The organism is Nonomuraea mesophila (assembly GCF_004352805.1).
GTDB classification, from domain to species: Bacteria; Actinomycetota; Actinomycetes; order Streptosporangiales; family Streptosporangiaceae; genus Nonomuraea; species Nonomuraea longispora.
This window is the reverse complement of sequence record NZ_SMLD01000155.1, coordinates 1-22,476: the sequence shown is the minus strand read 5'-3', so window position 1 is coordinate 22,476 and position 22,476 is coordinate 1. Positions and strand designations below refer to the sequence as shown.

21 protein-coding genes and 1 pseudogene are annotated in these 22,476 nt (G+C 72.6%); 7 read left to right on the top strand and 15 right to left on the bottom strand.

The genetic code is table 11. The features are described 5' to 3' along the window. From E1295_RS37885 to E1295_RS37850, 8 genes are all read right to left on the bottom strand, one after another. Positions 1–1,847 (bottom strand): condensation domain-containing protein (locus E1295_RS37885; RefSeq protein WP_166427612.1); only part of this gene is annotated, 1,847 nt, incomplete at its 3' end. A gap of 70 nt (positions 1,848–1,917) precedes the next feature. After that, positions 1,918–3,438, bottom strand: coding sequence for a class I adenylate-forming enzyme family protein (locus E1295_RS37880; protein WP_132638377.1), 1,521 nt, complete (start codon positions 3,436–3,438; stop codon positions 1,918–1,920). A 240-nt stretch (positions 3,439–3,678) separates the two neighbouring features. Continuing rightward, positions 3,679–4,116 (bottom strand): hypothetical protein, encoded by a 438-nt coding sequence (locus tag E1295_RS37875; protein WP_132638375.1) that lies wholly within the window; start codon positions 4,114–4,116, stop codon positions 3,679–3,681. A 223-nt stretch (positions 4,117–4,339) separates the two neighbouring features. After that, positions 4,340–4,618, bottom strand: a complete 279-nt coding sequence (locus E1295_RS37870) for a muconolactone Delta-isomerase family protein (protein WP_132638373.1) — start codon at positions 4,616–4,618, stop codon at positions 4,340–4,342. 302 nt (positions 4,619–4,920) lie between these two features. Continuing rightward, positions 4,921–5,967, bottom strand: a complete 1,047-nt coding sequence (locus tag E1295_RS37865; protein WP_132638371.1) for a class I SAM-dependent methyltransferase — start codon at positions 5,965–5,967, stop codon at positions 4,921–4,923. 110 nt (positions 5,968–6,077) lie between these two features. After that, a complete protein-coding gene (locus E1295_RS37860; protein ID WP_132638369.1) occupies positions 6,078–7,130 on the bottom strand; it encodes an aldo/keto reductase in 1,053 nt (350 codons plus the stop codon). A 72-nt stretch (positions 7,131–7,202) separates the two neighbouring features. Beyond that, positions 7,203–8,945, bottom strand: a complete 1,743-nt coding sequence (locus tag E1295_RS37855) for a DJ-1/PfpI family protein (RefSeq protein ID WP_132638367.1) — start codon at positions 8,943–8,945, stop codon at positions 7,203–7,205. Positions 8,946–9,062: 117 nt separating this feature from the next. After that, positions 9,063–11,864: a helix-turn-helix transcriptional regulator gene (locus tag E1295_RS37850; RefSeq protein ID WP_166427611.1), complete on the bottom strand. Its 2,802-nt coding sequence runs from the start codon at positions 11,862–11,864 to the stop codon at positions 9,063–9,065. 207 nt (positions 11,865–12,071) lie between these two features. Between E1295_RS37850 and E1295_RS52045 the strand changes: the two genes are divergently transcribed. Next, positions 12,072–12,989, top strand: coding sequence for an SDR family oxidoreductase (locus E1295_RS52045; RefSeq protein ID WP_132638363.1), 918 nt, complete (start codon positions 12,072–12,074; stop codon positions 12,987–12,989). On the opposite strand, the gene E1295_RS37840 is transcribed toward E1295_RS52045, so the two are convergent. The 3 genes from E1295_RS37840 to sigJ all read right to left on the bottom strand — a co-directional run bounded on the left by E1295_RS37840 (position 12,970) and on the right by sigJ (position 15,074). Continuing rightward, positions 12,970–13,425: a GNAT family N-acetyltransferase gene (locus E1295_RS37840; RefSeq protein ID WP_132638361.1), complete on the bottom strand. Its 456-nt coding sequence runs from the start codon at positions 13,423–13,425 to the stop codon at positions 12,970–12,972. The two genes, E1295_RS52045 and E1295_RS37840, sit on opposite strands and share 20 nt — an antisense overlap. Positions 13,426–13,523: 98 nt before the next feature. Next, positions 13,524–13,925, bottom strand: a complete 402-nt coding sequence (locus tag E1295_RS37835) for a GNAT family N-acetyltransferase (protein ID WP_132638359.1) — start codon at positions 13,923–13,925, stop codon at positions 13,524–13,526. A 240-nt stretch (positions 13,926–14,165) separates the two neighbouring features. Further along, the gene (gene sigJ / locus E1295_RS37830; protein ID WP_132638357.1) at positions 14,166–15,074 is read right to left on the bottom strand and encodes an RNA polymerase sigma factor SigJ; all 909 of its coding nucleotides are present in this window, start codon (positions 15,072–15,074) and stop codon (positions 14,166–14,168) included. A 169-nt stretch (positions 15,075–15,243) separates the two neighbouring features. Here sigJ and E1295_RS37825 point away from each other — a divergent pair, with 169 nt between their 5' ends. The 4 genes from E1295_RS37825 to E1295_RS37810 all read left to right on the top strand — a co-directional run bounded on the left by E1295_RS37825 (position 15,244) and on the right by E1295_RS37810 (position 19,303). Then, positions 15,244–16,389 (top strand): amidohydrolase family protein, encoded by a 1,146-nt coding sequence (locus E1295_RS37825; RefSeq protein ID WP_132638355.1) that lies wholly within the window; start codon positions 15,244–15,246, stop codon positions 16,387–16,389. Positions 16,390–16,688: 299 nt separating this feature from the next. Next, positions 16,689–16,970: a serine hydrolase domain-containing protein gene (locus tag E1295_RS37820; RefSeq protein ID WP_132638353.1), complete on the top strand. Its 282-nt coding sequence runs from the start codon at positions 16,689–16,691 to the stop codon at positions 16,968–16,970. Between the two features lie 54 nt (positions 16,971–17,024). Continuing rightward, on the top strand, positions 17,025–17,504 hold the full coding sequence (locus tag E1295_RS37815) for a CHRD domain-containing protein (protein WP_132638351.1): 480 nt from the start codon (positions 17,025–17,027) through the stop codon (positions 17,502–17,504). A 122-nt stretch (positions 17,505–17,626) separates the two neighbouring features. Continuing rightward, positions 17,627–19,303, top strand: a complete 1,677-nt coding sequence (locus tag E1295_RS37810) for a SpoIIE family protein phosphatase (RefSeq protein ID WP_132638349.1) — start codon at positions 17,627–17,629, stop codon at positions 19,301–19,303. Between the two features lie 39 nt (positions 19,304–19,342). Here E1295_RS37810 and E1295_RS37805 read toward each other — a convergent pair whose 3' ends face one another. Further along, complete coding sequence (locus E1295_RS37805) at positions 19,343–20,149, bottom strand: neutral zinc metallopeptidase (protein WP_132638347.1); 807 nt, start codon at positions 20,147–20,149, stop codon at positions 19,343–19,345. 11 nt (positions 20,150–20,160) lie between these two features. Further along, on the bottom strand, positions 20,161–20,646 hold the full coding sequence (locus tag E1295_RS37800; RefSeq protein WP_132638345.1) for a hypothetical protein: 486 nt from the start codon (positions 20,644–20,646) through the stop codon (positions 20,161–20,163). Positions 20,647–20,846: 200 nt separating this feature from the next. Here E1295_RS37800 and E1295_RS49820 point away from each other — a divergent pair, with 200 nt between their 5' ends. Both E1295_RS49820 and E1295_RS49815 read left to right on the top strand, forming a co-directional pair. Further along, positions 20,847–21,284, top strand: a complete 438-nt coding sequence (locus E1295_RS49820; RefSeq protein ID WP_181958109.1) for an AMP-binding protein — start codon at positions 20,847–20,849, stop codon at positions 21,282–21,284. Next, positions 21,281–21,573, top strand: a pseudogene (locus tag E1295_RS49815) (AMP-binding enzyme). Before E1295_RS49820 ends, E1295_RS49815 begins: the two are co-directional and overlap by 4 nt. Here the strand turns inward: E1295_RS49815 and E1295_RS37790 are convergent. Then, entirely contained in the window at positions 21,533–21,994 is a 462-nt protein-coding gene (locus E1295_RS37790; RefSeq protein WP_132638343.1) for a hypothetical protein, read from the bottom strand. The pseudogene E1295_RS49815 and the gene E1295_RS37790 overlap by 41 nt on opposite strands. Then, the gene (locus tag E1295_RS37785; protein WP_166427610.1) at positions 21,994–22,362 is read right to left on the bottom strand and encodes a matrixin family metalloprotease; all 369 of its coding nucleotides are present in this window, start codon (positions 22,360–22,362) and stop codon (positions 21,994–21,996) included. The genes E1295_RS37790 and E1295_RS37785 overlap by 1 nt, the downstream gene beginning before the upstream one ends. Positions 22,363–22,476 lie beyond the last annotated feature (114 nt).

Below are 22,476 nucleotides of genomic sequence, written 5' to 3'. Positions count from 1 at the left end.
TCGTCGCCCGGGTCCGGCAGCGCTGTACGGCGTCCGCCGGTGACGGCGCTCCCGTGCTCCTCGCCCACGACCAGCACGGGCGCCGGCAGGTATCCGGCCGCGGTCGTGTCCGACAGCAGCAGCCGCGGCCGGGCGTCGGCCACGATCATCGACAGCCGTTCCTCCGGATGGCCGGGGTCGAGCGGCAGGTACGTGGCGCCGGCCTTCTGCACGGCGAGCAGGCAGACCGGCAGCACGGCAGAGGGGGGCAAGTGTACGGCGACCAGCTCGCCGCGCTCCACACCCGCCTGCCGCAGCCGGTGGGCGAGCCGGTCGGAGGCGGCGTCCAGCTCGGCGTAGGTGAGCGAGCGGCCCTCGAACGTCACGGCGGGCCCGTCCGGGCGGGCGTCCACCTGCGCGGCGAACAGCCCGAGCAGCGTGGCTCCGGCGGGATAGGCGGCCGCCGTGTCGTTCCACCCGGTGAGCATGAGCCGCCGCTCGTCGCCGGGCAGGACGTCCAGGTCGGCCAGGCGGACGCCCGGGTTGCCGGCCGCGTGCCGCAGCAGGGCGCGCAGGCCGCCGGCGAAGCGGGTGGCGGTGTCGCGGTCGAGGGCCGCCGGGTCGAGGCGCAGGCTCACGGCCGGCCCGTCAGGACCGTCGACGACCTGCAGGTGCAGGGCGTTGCGGGACCCTCCGGCGAACATCATGCGGTCGACCGTGACCTCCAGGCCGGGGAACTCCGGCTCGGGTGCTGCCTCCCGCCTGCGGTAGCTGATCGACACGGGAAGGGCGGCGGGCGGCCCGCCGAGGGCCAGGGCGGGCGGCACCTCGCGGAAACGGTAGAGCTCGCGCAGCTCCGCCCGTACGGCGCCGACGTGTTGGCGGAACGTCTGCTCGGCGGCCGGGCGGGACGACACGGGCAGCTCGGTGACGAACGGGCCGATGTGCTCCCGGGTCCCGGGCCCGCGCGTGGTCACGTCGATCGCCACCGCCACCGCCCCGGCTCCACCACCCCCGCCGCTCCCGGCTCCGTTTCCAGCTCCGTCGACGGCTCCGCTCCCGGATCCGGTTGCGCTCCCGTTGTCCGTGCCGTCTCCCGACCCGTACCGGAACAGCAGTGCGTGCACGGCGGCGAGCAGCACCTCGAACGTCGTCGCGCCGGCCGCCCGCGCCACCTCGGCGGCGTGCCCGCCCAGCTCGCTGTCGACTCCCAGGTCGATCTCCACGCCGGCCCCGAACCGGGGCGCGGGACGCAGCGGTCCCGGCAGCACGATCCGGCCGGGCTCGGCCGGGCGCCGCGCCCAGAACTCCTTGGCAGCGGGCAGCGCGCCCGCCACGCGCTCGTGCTCGGCGGCGATGGCCTCGGCGAACGACAGCGGCCGCAGCCGGGGGTCGTCCCCGTCGCGGCGGGCGGCGTAGCAGCGGGCCAGGTCCCGTACGAGGATGTCCTTCGACATCCCGTCGAAGACGAGGTGGTGGGCGACGAACAGCAGCAGGTGCCGCGCGGGACCGGCGGGCGCGAGGGTGAACCGCGCGGTCGGCCCCTTCTCCAGGTCGAACGGGCGGGCGATCTCGTCCGCGACCAGCCGGTCGAGGGCGTCGGGCCCGGCCGGGCCGGCGACCGTCACGGGCGGCTCGGCTGCGGGGGCCAGGCGGAGCCCGTCATGGTCCCGTACGACGGTGGTGGCCAGCACCGGGTGCCGGGCGACCACGTCGGCGCACGCGGCGAGCATGGCGGCCACGTCGAGGTCGCCGCTGAGCCAGAGGGCGAGCGGCATGTGGTAGGCCGGGCCGGCGCCCATGCGCGCGCCGATCCACATGCCCTGCTGGGCGAACGTAGCGGGAAGGCTTTCCTGGCGGTACGTCATGTGCGTTCTTTCTGTTCCGTGCGCCGGCCGGGCCGCGGTTTCAGGTGCTGGCCGGGCCGCCAGGGGGTTCTCACGTGGAGCCGGCCGCCGGAGGCGGGTCCGTGACGGCGAGCAGGTCGAGGAGCCGGGGCTTCACCACCTTTCCGACGTGGTTCTTCGGCAGCTCGGACAGGAACAGCAGCCGGCTCGGCAGTTCGTGCCCGGCGAGCCGGTCGAGCAGGAACGTGCGCAGGTCGGCGGCCGTGACGGGGTGGCGGGCGACGACGGCGGCGCCGGTGACGCGGCCGAGCACCGGGTGCGGGATCCCGACCACGGCGGCCTCGGCGACCGCGGGATGCTCGTACAGCGCGGCCTCGACCTGCAGCGTGGAGACCTTGTGCGCGCCCGACTTGATGACGTCGCTCTCCCGGTCGACGAGGTAGAGGTAGCCGTCCTCGTCGAGGTAGCCGACGTCGCCCATGCGCACCCAGCCGTCCTTGAAGACGTCGTCGCTCAGCCGCCGGTCCCGGTAGTAGGCGCGGGTCCCGGCGGGGGAGCGCAGCCAGACCTCTCCCTGTTCGCCGGGCCGCGCGCGCCCGCCGTCCGAGCCGACGATCTTCAGCTCCCCTCCTGCCGAAGGTCGGCCCACCGACGCGGGCCTGGCCGGGTCGACGATCATCACGGTCTGTGCCGGGGCCGCCTCGGTCGAGGTGTAGTAGTTGACGATCGTCGCCTTCGGGAACGCCTCCGCCATGCCCGCGGCCACGGCGGGCGGAAGGCCGGCCGCGGTGGAGCCGAGGAGCCGCACGCTCGACAGGTCGTACTTCTCCCTCACCCCGGAGTTGAGCAGCTCGATGGCCATGGCCGGCACGACGAACACCGTGCCCACGCGGTACGACTCGATCAGCCGGGCGAAGCGGGCCGGCGTGAACATCGGCAGGGTCAGCGCGGCGGGGCGGGCGTCCAGGGCGTTGACCAGCATGGTCTGGCCGGCATTGCTGCCGATCGGGAACGCGTGCAGGAAATGCCGGGAGTGGGCGAGCTTGCGGCGCCGGGGGTTCGTGGTGACGCCGTAGGCGAGGTTGGCGTGGGTGGCGCCGACGCCCTTGGCCCGCCCGGTCGTGCCGGAGGTGTAAATGATCTGCGCCAGCGCGCCGGGGGCGAGACCGCGCCGTACGGGGGTGTCCCGCCGTAAGAGGGTGTCGTCGCCGCTCAGGTCGGCCGCGACGCCCTGCCACGCGCCGACGTCGGGCGGTTCGGCGCCGGAGCCGTGCAGCACCGCGGTCACGGAACAGTCGGTCAGCGCGTGCCGCACCTCGGCGGGTGCCAGCCGGCCGGACAGCGGTACGGCGACGCAGCCGGCCCGCATGACACCGCACCACGCGGCGGCGAAGTCGATCCAGTCCCGTTCGTCGAACAGCAGCCCGACCCGGTGCCCGGCGGGCACGCCGCGGTCGATCAGCGCGTGGGCGACGGTGTCGGCCCGCCGGTCCCAGCCGCCGAACGAGAGCTCCCCGACTCCGGCCACCACGAGGGCGGGACGGTCGGGCTCCTCCTGCGCGCGGCGTGCCAGCACGTCGGGGAGCGTGAGCCCGGCGTCGTGACCTACCACGATCGGTTCCCGAAAGTTTTCGACACCATGACTCGTTCCCTGATCGGCAGCGTTGGCGACGACGGCAGCATCGGAGGCCCACGGGCAGGCTCCAGGACGGCCGACGCCCCGGTCCCCGCGTTTCTTCTTGGGCAGAATAAGCAATCAAGGGGCCGATGCAACAGGGAAAATTTTTATCTGATACCGAAACTTTCGGCCAGTTCGCCCGGAGCCGGCCGGTCGCGCCGCCGGTCAGGGGCCTCAGAAAGCAGGGACCCGGGCGGTACGTGCTCCTACCGTGCCGAACGGTCGGTGGTGCCTCGGCCTTTTCGCGTCGGGGGTCCTGACGCGGTGGCGGCAGTCGTCCCACGCGATGCGGCCCAGGTTGAGGTGGCCGGTGCAGAGCCGGAAGCCGGTGATCCTGCTGAGCCACGTGCGGCGGGTACGGCAGCCGCCCTGCGGCGCCTGGGCGGTCCACGCCTGGTCGCGGGTGGTGGTGTACTCCGCCCTGACGGCGGTGCCGTCGCGCAGCTTGTCGCACACGGTGATCCGCTTGCGGTCGGCGTCCACGAGGACGGAGCCTTCGCGCGCGTCGTACGTGGCCTCCTCCCATGGCCGGTCGCCCGCCCGGGCGGGGGCGGCGGCCAGAGCGAGGGTCGCCGCGGTCGCCACGGTCGTGGTGAGGACGCGCTCGAGCATGTCTGACTCCTTGTCCGCAAGAGCCCGGAGCGCTCGCCGTGTCGTGGGTGTTGGTTCCGCTCCGGGAAGAAAGGCGTGAACTCACCCACTGTGACCGGCCATAGGGGGAAAGTCCCGCAGGTCGGCGCCATCCCGGTAGGGCTTGGCCAACACTTGGCCGGTCCGGCGGACGGTCCCGGTGCTCTATGCCCGGAGCAGGACGGCCCGTGTCACATTCGAGAAGCTACGTCTTCTCCTGGGGGTGGGTGGCCAGTGCCTCGACGGTCACGTCCATCCACTTCCACATCGGCAGCGACGTCAGCGCGTCGTGCAGCTCGGCGGGATCGCCCGCCTCGTAGAGGCCGACGGTGGCGTTGCGGCCGGGAACCCGCCACAACCGCTTGAGAACGCCGGCGTCGCGCAGCTCCTGGGCCCGCTCGCGTTCCTCCCTGCGCAGGCGGTCGCGGGTGTGGTCGGGTGTGTCGGGCGGCAGCAGGTTCTCCGTGCGTACCAGGAATTCCATGGTGCTCCCTTGGGCGGGGACGTCCTGGCCCACCAGTAGAACCGGACGCGGGAGCGGGTGTCGCCGGGCATCCGCACGGACTTCGCCGCGACAAATGTCCGATGTGACGGCGGCCCTCCATGCGGTAGGCGGCGGGCTCCAGGTCGAATGACGTAGAGCATGCCGGACGTCACGACGTTGCGGGGCGAGCCGCACGCTCCTACTGTCCTTCGTGACGGACGACCATGGGCGAGGCCTCCATGCGCCTCTACCCCCAGGTCACGGACGTGCTGGCATGACCCCGTGCCGGCTGACGTGCCTGTCTAAGGGCGTACCTCGTACACGAGGTTGAGCGGGGTCCGCGCCGCCTCGCGGAAGCGGGTGAAGCCCGCCCGCGTGACGACGTCGCGGATGGCGGCGCTCCCGGCCTGCGCGCCCAGCGCGTACCCGCCCGGCTGGGACAGGGCGCTGGGCACGCAGAGGAACGTGGACGCGCTGTAGTACAGCCGTCCCAGCGGGTTGAGGTTGTCCTCGACCCGGTCCCCGGCCAGCGGCTCCACCAGGAGCCACGTACCGTCGGGAGCCAGCGCCGCACGCACCCGCCTGGCCGCGCCCAGCGGGTCGCCCATGTCGTGCAGGCAGTCGAACATCGCCACCAGGTCGAAGTCCGTGCCGCTGAAGTCCTGCGCCCCCGCGACCTCGAAGCCGACCCGGTCGGCCAGCCCCGCCTCCGCGGCCCGCTTGCGCGCCAGCGCGATCGACTCGGTGTGGTAGTCCGAGCCGAGGACCGTGGTGCGCGGGTACGCCTCGGCGAGCAGCAGCGACGACGAGCCGAGGCCGCAGCCGACGTCGGCGACCCTGGCCCCGGCGGTGAGCTTCTCCTCGACCCCTTCCAGCGCCGGGATCCAGTGCGGGATCAGCTCGGCCGTGTATCCCGCACGGAAGAACGCGTCGGTCCCGACGAAGACGTCCTCGTCGTGCTCGTGCCAGCCGACGCCGGCTCCCGTACGGAACGCCTCGGTGATGCGCGGCTCCGAGCGCAGCATGCCCAGAGCGATGAGGAACGCCGCCGGCACGTTGGGGCCCTCAGGGCTCGCCAGGCAGAACGCCTGCTCCTCGCTCAGCGAGAACCGGCCGGTCTCCGGCTCGTAGCCGACGTAGCCGCCGGCGGCCTGCCCCCGCAGCCACTCGGTCAGGTAGCGCGGGTGGCATCCGGTGCGTTCGGCGAACTCCTCGGGCGTCGCGGGCCCTTCCGCGAGCGCGCGGTAGAGGCCCAGCCGCTGGCCGACCACGACCGAGCCGGCGGCCTCGGTGGCGGCCATGTCGGCCACGACCCTGCCCAGGAACTCGTTGACCTTCTCGTGGTCCATTCCCCCGTCTCCTTTCCTGCTCGGGCCGGCTTCCGCCGGCCTCGACCCCCAAGGTCGGCACATGCCCTGACACGGCGCGAGCACGCGCCCGCGAGACGGATTCCTGCAGGTCAGCCCGCGCGGATCAGCGACTCGACCGGCGGGTTGACGCGGGCGAAACCCTCCTGGCTGCGGTACGGGTAGTAGGGGTAGGCCGCCGTGACGGTGCTGGCCGCGTCGAGCCTGGCCACCTGGTCGCCGGTGAGGCGCCAGCCGGTGGCGCCCAGGTTCTCCCGCAGGTGCTCCTCGTTGCGGGCGCCGACGATGACCGAGGCGACGGTCGGCCGCTGGAGCAGCCAGTTGAGCGCGATCTGCGGGACGGTCCTGCCGGTCTCGCCGGCCAGCTCGTCGAGGACGTCGACCACCGCGTAGAGGCGCTCGTCGTCCACCGGCGGCCCGTACGCGGCGGTCCTGTGCAGCCTGCTGACCTCGGGCAGCGGGGCGCCGCGCCGGATCCTGCCGGTGAGGCGGCCCCAGCCGAGCGGGCTCCACACCAGGGCGCCGACGCCCTGGTCGAGGCCGAGGGGCATCAGCTCCCACTCGTAGTCACGGCCGACCAGGGAGTAGTAGACCTGGTGGGCGACGTAGCGGGGGTGGCCGTAGCGGTCGGCCGTCGCGAGCGACTTCATCAGCTGCCAGCCGGAGAAGTTGGACACGCCTGTGTACCGGAGCTTGCCGGCCCTGACGAGGTCGCCGAGAGTGGACAGCACCTCCTCGACCGGCGTGGCGGCGTCGAAGGCGTGCAGCTGGAACAGGTCGATGCGGTCGGTGCCGAGGCGGCGCAGCGCGTCGTCGACCACTTTGATCAGCCGGGGTCGCGAGGTGCCCGCGCCGTCCGGCCCCTCGTGCGTGGGCAGGCCCGCCTTGGTCGAGATGAGCGCGCGGTCGCGGCGGCCTCGCAGTGCCTGGCCGAGCACCTCCTCCGAGGCGCCGTCGGAGTAGACGTCGGCGGTGTCGAACATCGTGACGCCCGCGTCGAGGGCGATGTCGACGAGCCGCCTGGCCTGCGCGACGCCGGTGTCGCCCCACGCCCCGAACAGCTCGCCCTTGCCGCCGAAGGTCCCGGCGCCGAAGCTCAGCGCGGGGACCTTGAGGCCGGAGGCACCCAGTTGCCGATGGTCCATGATTCACGTCCACTCTTGTTAATGGGATTGTTGTCCCGTTTAAGATAGCACGCTAACGGGACAACAATCCCATTAGTGACGCGTACGGATGCGGCGGAACACCAGCGGGGCGACCACGGCGACGCCGCCGCCCAGCAGCACCAGCACCAGCAGCACGAACGTCGCCGGCCACGGCCAGGCGCTGCCGCTCAGCCCGACGTGGGTCACCGGATACTCCATCGTCTTCGCCGTCCACAGCGCCGTCTGCACGTCGTAGGTGCGGGCGATGTCGCGCAACACCGGATCGAACGCGAACTCCTCCTCGGTGTGGAGGTACTCCGGCCGCAGCCCCGCCACCTCGTCCACCGCCTTCGCGCGTGCGGCGTCCACGCCGGGCACGAGCAGGCGGTCGAACCCGTCCGCGGCGACGGCGACCGTCGAGCGCGGCACGAAGGTCAGCCCGTGCCTGGAGCGGAACGGCCCGTCGCCCAGCGCGACGGTACGCCCGACCATGGCGTGCTCGGTGTACGAGATGAACACGGACGCGAGCTCCAGCTCGCCGATGCCGTCGGAGACCCGGACGCCGATGGACGACGGCCCAGGGTTGTAGGAGGCGTTGAGCGCGACCACCACGTCCGGCGGCTGGAGCCGCGACTCGGCGATCCGCACGGCCGCGCCGGGGGAGTAGTGGGGCCAGTGCACTCTCCGCGCCGCCTCGCGAGCGGAGCCGGGATCGACCAGCCGCTCCAGCATGCGCAGGGCGCCTTCGACGCCGGACAACACGCCGGCCGTGCTGATGATGTCGCCGTCGTCGACGTAGCGCACGCCCGTGACCCAGCCGACGTCGGGGAAGTCGTCGCGCAGCCCCGCCATCCGCAACCAGTGCGACGTCGCGGTCCTGCCGTCGAGCAGCCCGCTCGCCGCGAGGGTACGCGCACCGGTGCAGACGCTCATCGTCAGCGCGCCGGCCGCCGACTGCTCCCGGAGCCAGCGGGTGATCGTGCCGAGCTCCGCCGGACCCGGGTCCTGCAGGGCGGGGACGACCACCGCGTCGAGCGTGTCGTCCTGCTCGTCCAGCAGCCGCGCGAGCTCGCCGAACGTCAGGTCGGGCACCAGGTCGAGGCCGCCGGTCAGGGGCACCGTCCGGGAACCGGACGAGACGACGTAGGTGTTCACCCGGCCGGTGCCCGCCAGCACCTCGTACGGCCCGAGCAGGTCCGCCACGTTCGTGCCGCTGCCGCCGGTCAGGAGGGCCACCGTCGGCCTGGCCGGATCGTGCGCCTTCGGCGCCGGAGCGGCGGCCGCCGCGTTCGCGGGGGCCGTGTACAGGTCGCCGAACTTGCCGATGGTGTTCACCGCGGAGACCGCGCCGGGAAGCAGCAGCGCCGCCAGGACGATGGCCGTACCGCGGAACCACCCGGGACGGAACCTGAACCGGTGCCGGGGATCCGCGTACTCCGCGCGCCGCCAGATCATGGCGGCCGCCAGAAGCACCACCGGGATCACATGCCCGGCGAGCGTCACCGAAGCGGCCGGTAACACACCGAGCCAGAAGGGCACGAGCAGGACGGGGAAGGGCAGGAACACCGCGAGGCTCATCTCGGCCATCCGCGGCCGGGCATGCCGGCGTACCAGCATCCAGAGCGCCACACCGGCGGCCATGCCGGCCGCCATGAGCAGGATGTAGAGGTCGAACCGGGCGACCTCCAGCACCGAGACCCACAGGGGGTCGAGCAGCATCATGCCGAGGCCCGCCGCGATGAGCAGTTCGAGGTAGTGCCAGACGAGGCGGGCGGTGGTGCGTACCCCGCCGGGCCGCCGTTCATGGTCGGTCATGTCGGACTCCTGACGTGAAGGACGTTGAGGCCCCTCACGCTAGGAAGACCGGCCCCGCCCCCGAATCAGCGAAGTCGCCGGTCCGCACACCGGTCTCCACCAGGCCGGATCACCGGTCTACGCGGGGCGTTCCGCCAGGACCATGCGCATCAGCTCGGCCCGCGAGGTGATGGCCGCCTTCTGGAAGACCTTGCGCAGGTGGTAGTCCACCGTGCGCGGGCTGAGGAACAGCTGGGCGGCGATCTCCCGGTTGGTCAGCCCCTCGCCGACGGCGAGCGTGATCCGCAGCTCCTGCGGGGTGAGCGTGCTCAGCGCCCCGGCCTCGGGCGCGCGTGCCGACTCGCCGGTGGCGCGCAGCTCGCCCAGCGCCCGATCGGCCCAGGCGACCGCGCCGACGCGGCGGAAGGTCTCCGCCGCGCCACGCAGGTGCTGCTGCGCCAGGGAACGGCGCCGGTCCCGCCGCAACTGCTCGCCCAGCAGCAGCTCGGTACGGGCCTGCTCCAGCGGGGCGTCGGACAGGGCGTGCAGGCGCAGGCTCTCCGCGTACGCGGCCGAACCGTCCTCGGAGATCAGCGCCCGGCAGCGTGCCGCGAGCGCGCCCAGCTCCGGCGACCCGGTGTGCTCCGTCCACCGGGCGTACCGGGCCGCGGCCACCGCCGCCCTCTCCCGCTCACCGGCCCTGACCAGGGCCTCGACCAGGTCGGGAACCAGCCCCATCGCCAGGTCGGAAGGCTGGCCCGCGTCCCACCCGCCGACCGCCGCGAAATGCCGCACGGCCTCGTCGTGCCGGCCCGCGACCAGCTCCACCAGCCCGAGCGCCCGTCTGGCGTACGCCGTCGCGTCGGCCAGCCGGCGCTCACCCGCCTCGGCCAGCACCCCGGCGGCCAGCTCGCCGGCCTCGGGACGGCCGCGGATCGCGGCGCACAGGGCCAGCAGCCCGCGGGTGCGGCAGGCCGTGTTCGGCTGGCCGACCTCGGCGGCGAACGCACACCCCTCCTCGGCGTGGGCCTCCGCCAGCCCGAGCCTGCCGCGGGCGAGCTCGTCGGCCGCCTGGTACTCGAGGTTCCACGCGAGCGCGCCCAGCGAACCGTCGGCGCGGGCCAGCCGCCCGGCGTCCTGGTACAGGCGCCTGCTCAGCGCGTGGTCGCCGAGCCCCCGGGCGATCGCCCCTGCCAGGGTCATCGTGATCGGATCGGTGAGCGCCCGCAGCCCGGCGCCGTCCCGTACGGCGGGCCCAGGGTCGTCGCCCGCGCGGACCCGGCAGGCCGCGCGCAACAGCCGCAGCACCGCCTCCTCGGGGTCGTCCGCGTGGTCGTTCTCGGGGTCGTCCGCGGGGTCGTCCGCGTGGTCGTCCGGGCCGTCCTCGAGGTCGTGCTCCGGCCGCCCCGCGTCGAGCCAGCCGGCGAGGTCGGACCAGGCCCCCGGGCGGTTGGTACGGGTCCCGAGATCGCCGTACATCGCGACGGTCGGGGTGAAGCGGCGCCGGTCGACCCGCAGCGCGTGCGGGATCCACGGCTTGATGAGGTCCATCGCGTCCTCGGGGGAGCCGATGAACTCCGCCACCACGGCGCGCATCGCGACCACGGAGATCCGGTCCACCTCGTCCAGGTGCGGCTCGCGCTCCGCCCGGTCGAGCAGGTCCCCGGCCGCGGCGGTGAACCCTCCGCGGACGGCGGCCCGCGCCGCGCTCCACAACCGCCGCCCCCGGTGCGGGCCCGCCGGGGTGAGCTCGGCGGCCCGCGACAGCGCGGCCATGGCCGCCGCCGGGCCACCGCGCAGCGCGGCCTGCTCGGCCGAGCGTTCCAGCAGCCCGGCAGCCTCCTCGTCGTGGCCCGTCGCGGCCTGACCGCGGTGCCAGGCGCGGCGGTGCTGGTCGGCCGGGGCGTCGAACGCCGACGCGAGGGCCCGGTGGATCGCCGCCCGCCTGCCCGCCGTCGCGCTGTGGTAGATCGCCGACCGCATCAGCGGGTGCCGGAACACCAGCCGCGGCCCGTCGTAGGTGAGCAGCTCGTCCAGCTCGGCCCGGTGCAGCGGCCCGGCGTCGACGCACAGCTCGGCGGCGGCCTTCTCGATCGTCTCCACGCTGCCGGAACCGTCGGCCGCGACGAGCTGGAGCAGCGGCAGCGCCTCCGCGTGCCGGGCGCGTACGCGGCTGAGGAACGAACGCCGCAGCTCGTCGGTCAACGCCGGCGGCTCCGGCGCTCCTTCCGGCGGCAGCTCCTTGCCCGCCAGCTCCAGCAGGGCCAGCGGGTTTCCCCCGGTGGCGGCCAGCAGATGGCGGTGCTCGCCGTCGCTCAGCCGCCGCCCGCCCAGACGCCCGCCCAGACGCCCGCCCAGGCGCTCGGCCAGGAGCGCCGTGGCCGCCTCTCTGCCGAGACCCATGAGCGGAACCCTGCGCAGGTGGGGCAGGTCGGTGCCGTGGCCCTCGTCGGCCCGCGCCGCCAGCATCAACGCGACCGGTTCGTCGTCGAGGCGGCGGGCGACGAACGCCAGCGTCTTCAACGTCGGCTGGTCCGCCCAGTGCGCGTCGTCGACGACGCACAGCACCGGCCGCTCACCGGCCAGCAGCGACAGCAGCGACAGGCTCGCCAGGCCCACCAGGAACGGATCGGGCGCGCCGCCGTGCGCCCGCCCGAACAGGATGTTCAGCGCCTGCGCCTGCGGCCCGGGCAACTCGCCGACCGAATCGAGCGCGGGCATGAGGAGCTGGTGCAGGGTCGCGTACGCCAGGTCCGCCTCGGGCTCGACGCCGACCGCGCGGAGCACCTGGAAACCGGATGCCCGCTCCTCCGCGTACGACAGCAGGGCCGTCTTGCCGATGCCCGGTTCGCCGTGCAGCACCACCCCGCCGCCGCGTCCCTCCGCGGCGCGGCGCAGCAACGAGTCCAGCAGCTCACTCTCGTCGGCTCGCCCCAGCACACGCCGAGCATAGAAAGCACCGGCATCCATGACAATCGCCCCGACCTCCATGAGGGCGGGGGCTTCCGGCCGACCCCCGTGGGGGCGGGGGCTTCCGGCCGGCCCGCGTGACGAGACCGGCGACTTCGCCGATGCGGGACAGGGGGCGCCCGCCTAGCGTCGGTCGCGTACCGGAACCCGCGAGACGAACCGGGAGGTGAGGCCACCATGACGCGCGGAGTGTTGAGCGGCCGTACCGCCATCGTCGCCAGCGCCGGGCACGGCATCGGCCACGGCGCCGCCGCGACGTCGTGCGCGCTCAGCAGGGCGGGCGCCAGCGTGGTGCTCGCCGCCCGGGACGCCCGGGCCCTGGAGGCACTGGCCGCTCACCTGGGGGCGGCGGGCGGCCAGGCGGTCGCCGTCCCCACGGACCTGACCAGCCCGGTGTCGGTGCGGCGGCTGGTCGAGCAGACCCTCGGCGCGTTCGGCCGCCTCGACGCCGCCTGCAACGACATCGCCTGCCCCGGCTGCCGCGCCGCTGTCGGCGCCGCGATCCCGCGCACCACCGACCCCACCACCGGCCGCACCACCGGCCGCACCACCGGCCGCGCGGACTGTGCGGCCGCCGGTTGTGACGGTGCCGCTCAGGTGCGGGCCATGTCGTCGGCGTTGAGGTACGAGGCGGAGGCGATGCGCCGCAGCGGCGGCGGCCGCGTCGTCAACCTGACGTCCTGCGGTGGCTCCCGGGCCGCCGTGATCGAGCTGACCCGCAAGGCGGCGCTCGACCTGGCAGGCTCCGGCATCCGCGTCAACGCCGTGGTAGTCGGCTCGGCGGTGGATCCGGCAGTCGGCCCGCTGGTCGGCTCGGCAGTGGGTTCGGCAGTCGGTCCGGCTGTGGGCTCGGCGGTGGATCCGGCAGTCGGCTTGGTTGGTGGGTCGGTGGGCGGCGTGGTTGACGGTTCGGAGGGCGGAACGGGTGGCGGACCTGGTGGCGGGAGCGGGGGTGTTGCCCGAGCCGTCCTGTGGTTGTGCTCCGATGCCGCCGCGCCGATCGGCGGCGGGGTGCTGCACATCCCCTCGGCACCCTGCTGCGACGCCGGGTGGGACAGCGGGCGGCGGCGCGGCGTCAGAGGGTTCGCGTCATGAACGCGCTGCGCGGGTCGGGCCGGTAGCCGGCGAACGGCTCGCAGTACGCGAAGCCGAACTTCTCGTACAACCGCCGCGCGGGCAGGAAGAACGCCGCCGACCCGGTCTCCAGGCTCAGCCGGGTGAAGCCCATCCTGCGGGCCTCGGCGATGATGTGCTTCAGCAGCAGGGACGCGACCCCGCTCTGCCGTCGCGCCGGCGAGGTGCGCATCGACTTCACCTCGGCGTGGCCGGCGTCCAGCCGTTTGATCGCCCCGCAGCCGACGATCGTGTCGCCGTCCACGACCGACCAGAACGTCACTCCGGGCTCGCGCAGCCCGTCGAGGTCGAGCGCGTGCTTGCTCTCCAGGGGCGTGATGGAGCGCATCTGCTGTACGTGTTCGTCAAGGAACGTGGCGATCTCCGGGCTGGACAAATCGTCGACCACGATCTTCATGCGCGTCTCCTTACGGCGGTTGTCAGGCACAGCCTGCCATCCCGCTTGCCGCCGGGTTCCGGAGGGGCGGCCGTCAGCCGACCGCCATCGCCTATGATTTAGACATATGTCGAAGCAGGGAGTGTTGTCGTGACCGCCGTCACCGGGCAGCAGTGCTGCTGGCCGATCGCCCGTGAGCCGCTGTCGGAGAGCAGCGCGACGGAGCTCGCCGCGCTGCTCAAGGCGGTCGCCGACCCGGTCTCCAGGCTCAGCCGGGTGAAGCCCATCCTGCGGGCCTCGGCGATGATGTGCTTCAGCAGCAGGGACGCGACCCCGCTCTGCCGTCGCGCCGGCGAGGTGCGCATCGACTTCACCTCGGCGTGGCCGGCGTCCAGCCGTTTGATCGCCCCGCAGCCGACGATCGTGTCGCCGTCCACGACCGACCAGAACGTCACTCCGGGCTCGCGCAGCCCGTCGAGGTCGAGCGCGTGCTTGCTCTCCAGGGGCGTGATGGAGCGCATCTGCTGTACGTGTTCGTCAAGGAATGTGGCGATCTCCGGGCTGGCCAAAGCGTCGACTCGCGGTCGCCGGCGGCATGGAGGCAGGACCCGGTACGCCGCCCTGTCCCGGCGCGGACGCGTACCGAAGGAACTGCGTCCCGGCGGCGGTTTGGGGCGACGATCTCCGGCCGCCGATGGGCTCGCTACAGCGCACCAACCTGACCTGGCACCGTGCCTGGCATGAGGCGGAGGACGCTGTTCTCAGCGGATGCCAGTGAGCTTTTCGGGATTGGTGACTGAGTAGATAGCGGCGATCCGGTCGCCACCGGGCGTGAGATCCACGACGACTACGGCGAGTGGGCTGTCGCCGGAGAAGACGAGCGCGCACGGGTCGCCGGCCACACGCCGGTAGCGGAGGTCCACCTCGCCTGGCGACAGCGTCGCGGCGACCGACATGAACAGCGCGGCCACCTGGTCGCGGCCGCGCACCGGGTGCAGGCTGGTGGCAGGCCCCTTACCACCGCCGTCGGTCCACAAGGTCACGTCTGGTGCCAGCACCTCGAGCAGGGCCCGCAGATCGCCGCCGAGTGCGGCCGCGGCGAACCGTTCAGTGACCTGGGAATGAACGTCGGGCTCGGTCCGGTGACGGGGACGGCGTGCGTGGACGTGGCGGCGCGCGCGGGCCGCGAGTTGGCGGACCGCGGCCGGCGTACGGCCGAGGATGTCAGCTATCTCCGGATGGCTGAACCCGAACACTTCATGCAGCACGAACACTGCTCGTTCCAGCGGTGACAGGGTTTCCAGCACCACCAGCACCGCCATCGACAACGATTCGGCGCGCTCGGCGGTGCCGCTGGCGTTGTCCTCGGCCGTGACCAGCGGTTCCGGTAGCCATGGGCCGACGTAGGTCTCCTGTCGGCGGCTCAAGTTCGCACGCCGGGCGAGCGCCTGGTTCACCGCGATACGCACCAAATAGGCACGAGCGTTCTCGACCGGTCCGGCGTCCTGCTTGCGGTGGCGAGCGGACCAGGCCAGCCACACCTCTTGCAGCGCGTCCTCGGTGTCGGCGACGCTGCCGAGCATGTTGTAGACCACGGAGAACAGCAGTTCCCGATAACCGAGGAACTGTTCGGTGACGGTGTCGGTCGCGTGCAATGGGATCGGTGTCATGGCGTACCTCCTGATCTGTCGCGACCGAAGAGTCTCGTCGCGTGGCGAGTGTGACATGAACGCCTCAGATGTGATCTGTGCCGCGGCCGTTGGTGGCGATGTCACAGTCCCCGGCCGGCATCCCTCTTTGGTGGCGTCCAGGATTCACGACTCAGAGGGAAGATCTTCGATGCGTACACTGATTCGCGATGTCAGGGTGTTCGACGGCGAGCGCACCATTGCGACGGCCGACGTGGTGATCGAGGACAGTACGATCGCCCTGGTCGGTGCCGGCGGAGACCGCCCGGCCGATGTCGAGGTCGAAGGGACGGGCAGGACGCTGCTGCCGGGGTTGATCGACGCGCACACGCACGTGTTCGACGGCAGCCTGGCCCAGGCCTTGCGGTGCGGGGTCACCACCGAACTCGACATGTTCTGCCTCCCGCAGATCCTCGCGGGGCAGCGGCGGCTGGCCGCTGACAACGACGACGTGGCCGATCTTCGCAGCGCCGGCACGCTGGCGACCGCTCCAGGCGGGCACCCGACCCAGCTGCTGGCGGCCCTGGCGGGCACCGTCCTGAACGGGCTCGACGCCGCTGCGATCGACTTCGTCTCCGATCCCGCGCAGGCGCCGGCCTTCGTCCAGGCCCGGTTGGCCGAGGGGGCCGATTACCTCAAGATCGTCATCGACGATGGTGCCGTGCACGGGGCCGACCTTCCCGTCATGACGGCGGACATCGCCGCCGCCCTCTCCGCGGCGGCACACGAGGCGGGACTACGGGTGATCGCTCATGCGATCACTGCTTCCGAGGTGGAGATCGCGCTCGAGGCCGGCGTGGACGGCCTGGCTCATGTGTGGGCTGACCTGGCGCTGGACGACCCGGCCTCGCAGCGACTGGCTGAGCGGGTTCGAGCCCGAGGGGTCTTCGTGGTGACCACGCTCGCCTATTTCGAAGCGATCACCGCGCAGCACGTCGAGACCGCCGACTGCGCCCGTCCCGGCAGCTCCATCAACGCCATCGGCGCGCTGCGGGCTTTGCGCCGCGCGGGCGCGCCACTGCTCGCCGGGACGGATGCCACCCCGTTCGTGCCGGCCCATGGCGCTGGGATGCACCGCGAGCTGCAGTTGCTCACCGAGGCCGGGCTCAGCGCCGAAGAGGCGCTCGCCGCCGCGACGAGCGTGCCCGCGCGTCACTTCGGGCTGGCCGACCGCGGCCGGATCGCCCCTGGTCTTCGCGCGGATCTGGTGCTGGTCGAAGGCGACCCCACCCGTGACATCACCGCTACCGGCTCCATTGCCGAGGTCTGGCGCCGCGGAGTGCGCCAGGCCCGCTAGGAACCACCCGCCCACCGGGGCGCGCTGACTGACGGACTTCAATGACGATGGGGGCCGCTGCGGGCCTTCGCGTTCCGTCGTCGCTATCGCTCGGGCTGCCCTATCACAACTGGATGTACTAGTAGGACGGGAGCGTTGGCCTGGTCTTCAAGGAGGCCGGCTGGCGCATGACCGAAGAAGATGCGCTCACATCGCCGCCACTGCCCCAACCCCCGGGTGAGTTGACTCGCCACTCAAGGCCGGTGGTCGGTCGCAGAATACACACCGGCTGAAAAGACTCTCCGCCACTACCGTCCGGGATGAGGCGGACGAACTTCTACACCCGGCCGGAGATCCTGGCCGCCGCGGACGACATCGCCCACTCCTACCCGACCGCCCGCGAGACCGGTGCACGTTTCGACTTCACGACGAGCGAGAGGGCCCCGTTCGTCGGCCTGCCCGCGGGCGGCTCGTACTCCCCACCCGGGGAGCTGCTGAGGTTCGTGACGGCGCTGCGGGAGGACGGCAGGCTGCTCGACCACGCGACCGTCGAGCTGGCCACGAGCGGCAAGTCCGTTAGGCGATGCCCGGACGGTGGTTGAACCCCGGCGGGGGAGGGGGCCGTACCAGGCCGAGAGACCACTGAAAGGGCAACCATGAACATGCGCACCCTGGGCGTTCCCGGCCTGGCCGTCGCCGCGGCGCTGGTCGCCGCCTCGCTCGCCCCGGTCCCCGCCGGCGCCACCACGCCCGTCTACCTGGCGGCGGTGCTCAAAGGCGCCAACGAGGTGCCCGTCAAGGGGAAGAAGGCCGGCGACCGGGACGGCAGCGCGATCGCCGTGTTCCGCGTCCACGGCCACCGGGTGGACTACGCCATGCGATGGCACAGGATCGCCGCGCCCGGCGGGTTCCACATCCACCGCGGCCGGGAGGGGGAGAACGGCGAGGTCAAGATCCCGTTCTTCGGCCAGGCGCTGCCCGCGAGCCTGCACGCCGTCAAGGGCGCGGTGACGGTCAAGGACCGCGCCCCGCTCGGCCGTATCCCCAACAACCCCGGCAACTGGTACGCGAACCTGCACACCGCCCAGTTCCCCGGCGGCGCGATCCGCGGCCAGCTCTACCGGGGCGACTGGTAGGCGGGTGGCGGCCACCGAGCCACCACACCGCTCGGGATGCTGCCGTGAAATGTCCGTAATTTCTGGATGGTGATGTGGGAGGTCGCTGGGTAGAGATCGCAGCACGGGGAAAGGAGCCTGCCATGAACGACCCAGCGGAGGGCGGGTGCCTCTTCCGGCTGCGTGATCTGTCCGACGTGGGCACGTACGTGGTGGACGACCGCGGGCACATCGTCGACGTCAACCCCCGGGCCGAGCAGATCCTCGACCGCGCCGCCTCGACCCTGATGGGCAAGGACGCCCACGACCTGCTGCACCGAGGGAAGTACGGCGAGCCCCTGCCGCGCAGCCGGTGCGCGGTGCGGCAGGTCCTCATCGCCGGCGAGACCCGCCAGGGCGACGACGAGTGGCTGGAGTGCGGGAACGGCTCGCTGCTCCCGGTGTCCTGGATGGTGACCCCCTACCGCAACGGCGAGGGCGACAAGGGCGCCCTGGTGCTCTTCCGCGAGGGCTCCTCGCCCGGCCTCGCCGAGGAGGGACGCAGACCGTCCGCGTCGTCGATGGCCGAACTGGACCGGCTGGCCCTGCTGGCGGAGGCGACCGCTACCCTGACCGCGAGCCTGGTCGTCGACGACACCGTACGCCAGCTCATCCGCCTGGTGGTCCCCCTCATGGCGGACTGGGCGGTGGTGGACCTGTTCACCGAGGAGGGCGAGGTGTCGCGCGCCGCCGTGGTGCACTACGAGAACGGCGTCCGCGTGCACCGGCGCGAACTGGAAGGGCCGATGCCGCCCGTGCCGCAGGAGTCGTCGATGCCCCTGTCGCGGGCGCTGCGCGGGGTCACCCCCTCGCTGGTGGGACCGCAGGACTACCAGGGCCCTCCCGACTCGGACATCGCGGTGGCGCAGCGCGAGTTGTTCGACGGGACCGGCATGCACTCCGCGAGCATCGCGCCCATCCGCGGCGTGCGGGAGGTGGTGGGCGCGCTGACCCTGGGACGTTCGGAGCGGTCGGCGGCGTTCACCCCGGACGACCTGCTGCTGGTCGAGGACATCGCCCGCCGCGCCGGGCTCGCGCTCGACAACGCCCGCCTGTACGAACGGCAGCGCCGGGTCGCGGAGACCATGCAGCGCCACCTGCTGCCGACGCTGCCCCGCGTGCCGGGGCTGCAGATGGCCGCCCGCTACCTGCCCGCGCCCGACGCCTCACAGGTCGGCGGCGACTGGTACGACGCCTTCGTGCTGTCCGACGGTTCGACGGCGCTGGTGATCGGCGACGTCGTCGGCCACGACCTCGATGCCGCGGCGGGCATGGCCCAGGTCTGCAACATGCTTCGCGCGTACGCCGGGGAGGTGGAGGAGCCTCCCAGCGTGATCGTGAGCCGGCTCGACGAGGCGGTCGTGCGCATGGCGGAGACGACGATGGCGACCGTCGTCTTCGCCCGGGTGGAACGCGCGGCCGGCGGCTGGCGGCTGCGCTGGACCAACGCCGGCCATCCACCGCCCCTCCTGGCCGAACGCGACGGACCGGCCCGCTTCCTCGACGAGGGCAGCGGCCTCCTGCTGGGCACCGGGTTGTCTCCCGGCCGCGACGACGCCACCGTCGACCTGCCGCCCGGCGCGGTGCTGCTGCTCTACACCGACGGGCTGATCGAGTCTCCCGGCCACTCCCTCGACGAGGGCCTGGACCGGCTCGCCCAGCACGCCGTCTCCCTGGCCGACCGGCCCCTGGGCGCGATCTGCGACGCCCTGCTCGCCGACGTGCGCCCCGCCGACAACGACGACGACGTCGCGGTGATCGCCCTCCGCGTCCCGGGCTAGGCGCGGGCCGGACGTGTCGCCGGCGGTGACCGGCGTGGGTCAGTACACCCTCGCGGACGCGGCCGCCCAGGTGTTGCACGAGCCCGGGTCGCCGGTGGCGAAACCGCGCCCCACCCAGGAACGGACCGTGGCGGTCCTGCCGTACCAGCTGTTCCTGCCGTCACCGTCGCCGACGGGGAGGGTCCTGAAATAGTGCCAGTCCTTCGCGGAGCGGCCCTTCATGGGCCAGACGCTCTTCATGAACGCGCCGCCCAGGCAGGCCGACTGGAGGAAGTAGCGCCGGGACTGCTCGCGGGACTCGGCCTTCGATCCGGCGGGCAGTTCGCCGAGGGCGGCCGAGATCCCGGTCAGGTCCTGCACGTGATAGCCGTACATGGAGGCGGCCGTGTGGAACAGCCAGAGGTCGGAGGGGTTGTCGGTCCACTCCTCGCCGATCTGGAAGATCAGCGTGCGTGACTTCTCGCAGTACCACGCCTGGGAGCCGGCGCCGTCCACGGGCAGGTCGCAGTGGTTCTTCGGGATCCTGCTCATATGCCGCACCCTGACCGGTTCGTACGGCAGGCCCGCGCCGGTGAGATGCCGTTTCCACGATCGTTCCAGGCAGGCGACGACCGCGTTGACGTAGGCGCGCGCCAGCTTGCGGTCGTCGCGCCTGACCGGCGGCTCCGTGCACTTCGTTCGGGGCAGCGGACCCGCCTCGTAGAGCGCGTTGGCGGTCAGCTCGGAGCGGTCGACGGGGTGGCTCGCCGTCTCCGCGGCGGCGGTCGCCGCCCACGGCCCGGTCAGTTGCCCGGTCAGTGGTGCGGCGAGGACGCCCGCCAGCACCGTGATCATGAAAGGTCTCACGAGGCGTGACTTTAGGGCCCGGTCCTACCGTCCACAAATCGCCGGCGGCCGGTCGAGATCGCGTACGAACGCACCGTTTCCAGGAACAACCCGGTCGCGGCGAGCCCGAGGAGCCCGTGGTGCCACCCCCAGCCCACGCCGATGCCGATCAGCCCGTCCAGGGCCATGATCCCGCCGCCGCCGGCGACGGCCAGGGCCATCACGGCGAGCACCGGCAGCATCAGCCGCCTGGGCACCCGGCGGCCCGGCGGCAGGACCGTGAGGAGGACCACCCCGGCTCCCGCCACCCCCGTCGCGGCCGCGAGCCACTGCGCCGCGGCCGGGTCCAGGAAGTAGCCCGCGGCCTCGGCGGCCGACACCGGTGGCCCGCCGGGGAACCCGAGCTTCGCCTGCGCGGCGAAGACGGCCTTCCCCGCGGCGTAACCGAGGAACAACCCTGCCATCGCGTACGCCGGCCAGCGTCGTGCGCGGCAGCGTCGCGGATCGGAACGTGTCATGCGCGTCACCGTACGGGCCGCCCGCCCCGGCCTCCTTCCCCGCGGCAGGTGAAGGACGTCCCCCGCACGAGGGAGACGGCTACGTCATTTGTCCACCCGCCGCCCGGTCATTCGGGCGGTGTTGCCCGGATCATGCCCGTGCCTACCATGTGGCGCAGCCGACACGCCCCCCGCCGGAGGGCGAGAAGAGAGGTCGATCCGTGGACGTCTCCATCGGCACGATCTGGGAGGCCGTCGCCCGCCGCCTCCCCGGCGCGGTGGCCATCTGCGAGCCGGGCCGCGACCACACGTACGCCGAGTTCGACGACCGGGCGGCGCGGCTGGCCACGGCGCTGGAGCGAGCCGGGGTGGGGCCGGGCGACCGGGCCGACGTCACGATCGTCGACGCGCTCGCCTCCAGCGAGGGCGGGCCGTTCGCCTTCGCAATCACCTCGGCTACTGAAGGACCCCGCCGGGACCGAGGCCACGTTCCGCGTCATCGACGGCGTCCGCCACTCCGTCCCCGGCGACCTCGTGCGGGTCGAGCGGGACGGCGCGATCACCTTCCTCGGCCGGGGCTCGGGCGTGATCAACACGGGCGGGGAGAAGGGTCTTCCCGCAGGAGGTCGAGAACGCGCTGCTCGCCCACCCGGGCGTGAACGACTGTGTCGTGGTGGGCGTCCAGGACGAGACGTGGGGGAGCGTGTCTCGGCGGTGGTCGCCACCCCGGACGGCACGCTCACGGAGCGGGAGCTTCAGGACTGGGTCCGCCGCGGCCTGGCCGGCTACAAGGTGCCGCGCGCTATCGTGCTCCTCCCGGCCCTGCGCAGGACGCCCACGGGGAAGCTCGAAGTGGCGTGGGCCCGCCGCGTGATCGAGCAGGCCGCCGGCCGGACCGGCGCGTCGATCAGTCGGTCTTTGCCAGCTCGTCAAGGGCGGCGCGGGTGACCTGGAGCCCGTTGCCGGGAAGCGGGGTGTACGTGTCGCCCGCCTTCGCGGACGTCGCCGCCCTGCCGTCCGGCCCCGTCGCGACGTACTGCCCCTGCTCCGGGCTCAGCATGGTGTGGTCCCCGGCGTCCTCCCAGGCGTGCAGGAACAGCAGGTAGCTCTTGTCCTGGTCGAGCTTGACCTCGTCGAGCGCGGTCAGCTTCTCGCCGTCGAGCTCTCCGCCGAGCTGCCTGACCTCGACGGAGCGCACGTCGGCCGGATCGCCCTTGAACACGTGGGTGATCTCCGCCGTGGCGATCGTGACGATGTCGCCGACCTCCTGTTCGGTCGCTCGCCTGGCCTCGGCTCCGCCTCCGCATCCCGCCACGGACAGGACGAGGCCCGCGCAGACGGTGAGCGCGGCAAGGTGTCGCTTCGCCATCAGAACTTCCTCACGTAGCCGGTGGTGTAGTAGCTCGTCACGTCGCTGTTGTCGTGCGACTGGCGGCGCGTCATGGTGTTCCGGTTGCGGCGACGGCACATGATCGAATCGTTGCGCGTATTGTGGCCCAGGCTCAGCGCATGGCCGAGCTCGTGCGTGAAGACGCTGTGCACGTAGTTCTGGAACCGGCTGGCCTTCGTGGCGATCGTGCGGGCGTTGAGCGTGATGTAGCAGCCTGTGGTCCCGCCGTTGACGTGGTAGCTGTAGTAGTGCCCGTAGCTTGACGAGCTGTAGCGTCCCGCCTTGACGTTGCAGTTGGCGCTCGATGCTTTGAGCAGGTTCACCCTGGCGTGGTGAGAAATAGTCAATACCTGTGGATCAAGATCTTTTATGCGGCTATTGACCGCTCCTCGATGGCCAGTGATTCCTCGGGCCGCTCGACGAGCTTGCCCTTGACGAAGGTCGCCCCGGCGCGGACCAGG

Excerpts from the sequence above, each read along its gene's own strand:
- E1295_RS37875 (WP_132638375.1), bottom strand. The coding sequence starts at position 4,116 with ATGCTCGAGCGCGTCCTCACCACGACCGTGGCGACCGCGGCGACCCTC.
- E1295_RS37870 (WP_132638373.1), bottom strand. The coding sequence starts at position 4,618 with ATGGAATTCCTGGTACGCACGGAGAACCTGCTGCCGCCCGACACACCC.
- E1295_RS37865 (WP_132638371.1), bottom strand. The coding sequence starts at position 5,967 with ATGGACCACGAGAAGGTCAACGAGTTCCTGGGCAGGGTCGTGGCCGAC.
- E1295_RS37860 (WP_132638369.1), bottom strand. The coding sequence starts at position 7,130 with ATGGACCATCGGCAACTGGGTGCCTCCGGCCTCAAGGTCCCCGCGCTG.
- E1295_RS37855 (WP_132638367.1), bottom strand. The coding sequence starts at position 8,945 with ATGACCGACCATGAACGGCGGCCCGGCGGGGTACGCACCACCGCCCGC.
- E1295_RS52045 (WP_132638363.1), top strand. The coding sequence starts at position 12,072 with ATGACGCGCGGAGTGTTGAGCGGCCGTACCGCCATCGTCGCCAGCGCC.
- E1295_RS37840 (WP_132638361.1), bottom strand. The coding sequence starts at position 13,425 with ATGAAGATCGTGGTCGACGATTTGTCCAGCCCGGAGATCGCCACGTTC.
- E1295_RS37835 (WP_132638359.1), bottom strand. The coding sequence starts at position 13,925 with ATGCGCTCCATCACGCCCCTGGAGAGCAAGCACGCGCTCGACCTCGAC.
- sigJ (WP_132638357.1), bottom strand. The coding sequence starts at position 15,074 with ATGACACCGATCCCATTGCACGCGACCGACACCGTCACCGAACAGTTC.
- E1295_RS37825 (WP_132638355.1), top strand. The coding sequence starts at position 15,244 with ATGCGTACACTGATTCGCGATGTCAGGGTGTTCGACGGCGAGCGCACC.
- E1295_RS37820 (WP_132638353.1), top strand. The coding sequence starts at position 16,689 with ATGAGGCGGACGAACTTCTACACCCGGCCGGAGATCCTGGCCGCCGCG.
- E1295_RS37815 (WP_132638351.1), top strand. The coding sequence starts at position 17,025 with ATGAACATGCGCACCCTGGGCGTTCCCGGCCTGGCCGTCGCCGCGGCG.
- E1295_RS37810 (WP_132638349.1), top strand. The coding sequence starts at position 17,627 with ATGAACGACCCAGCGGAGGGCGGGTGCCTCTTCCGGCTGCGTGATCTG.
- E1295_RS37800 (WP_132638345.1), bottom strand. The coding sequence starts at position 20,646 with ATGACACGTTCCGATCCGCGACGCTGCCGCGCACGACGCTGGCCGGCG.
- E1295_RS37790 (WP_132638343.1), bottom strand. The coding sequence starts at position 21,994 with ATGGCGAAGCGACACCTTGCCGCGCTCACCGTCTGCGCGGGCCTCGTC.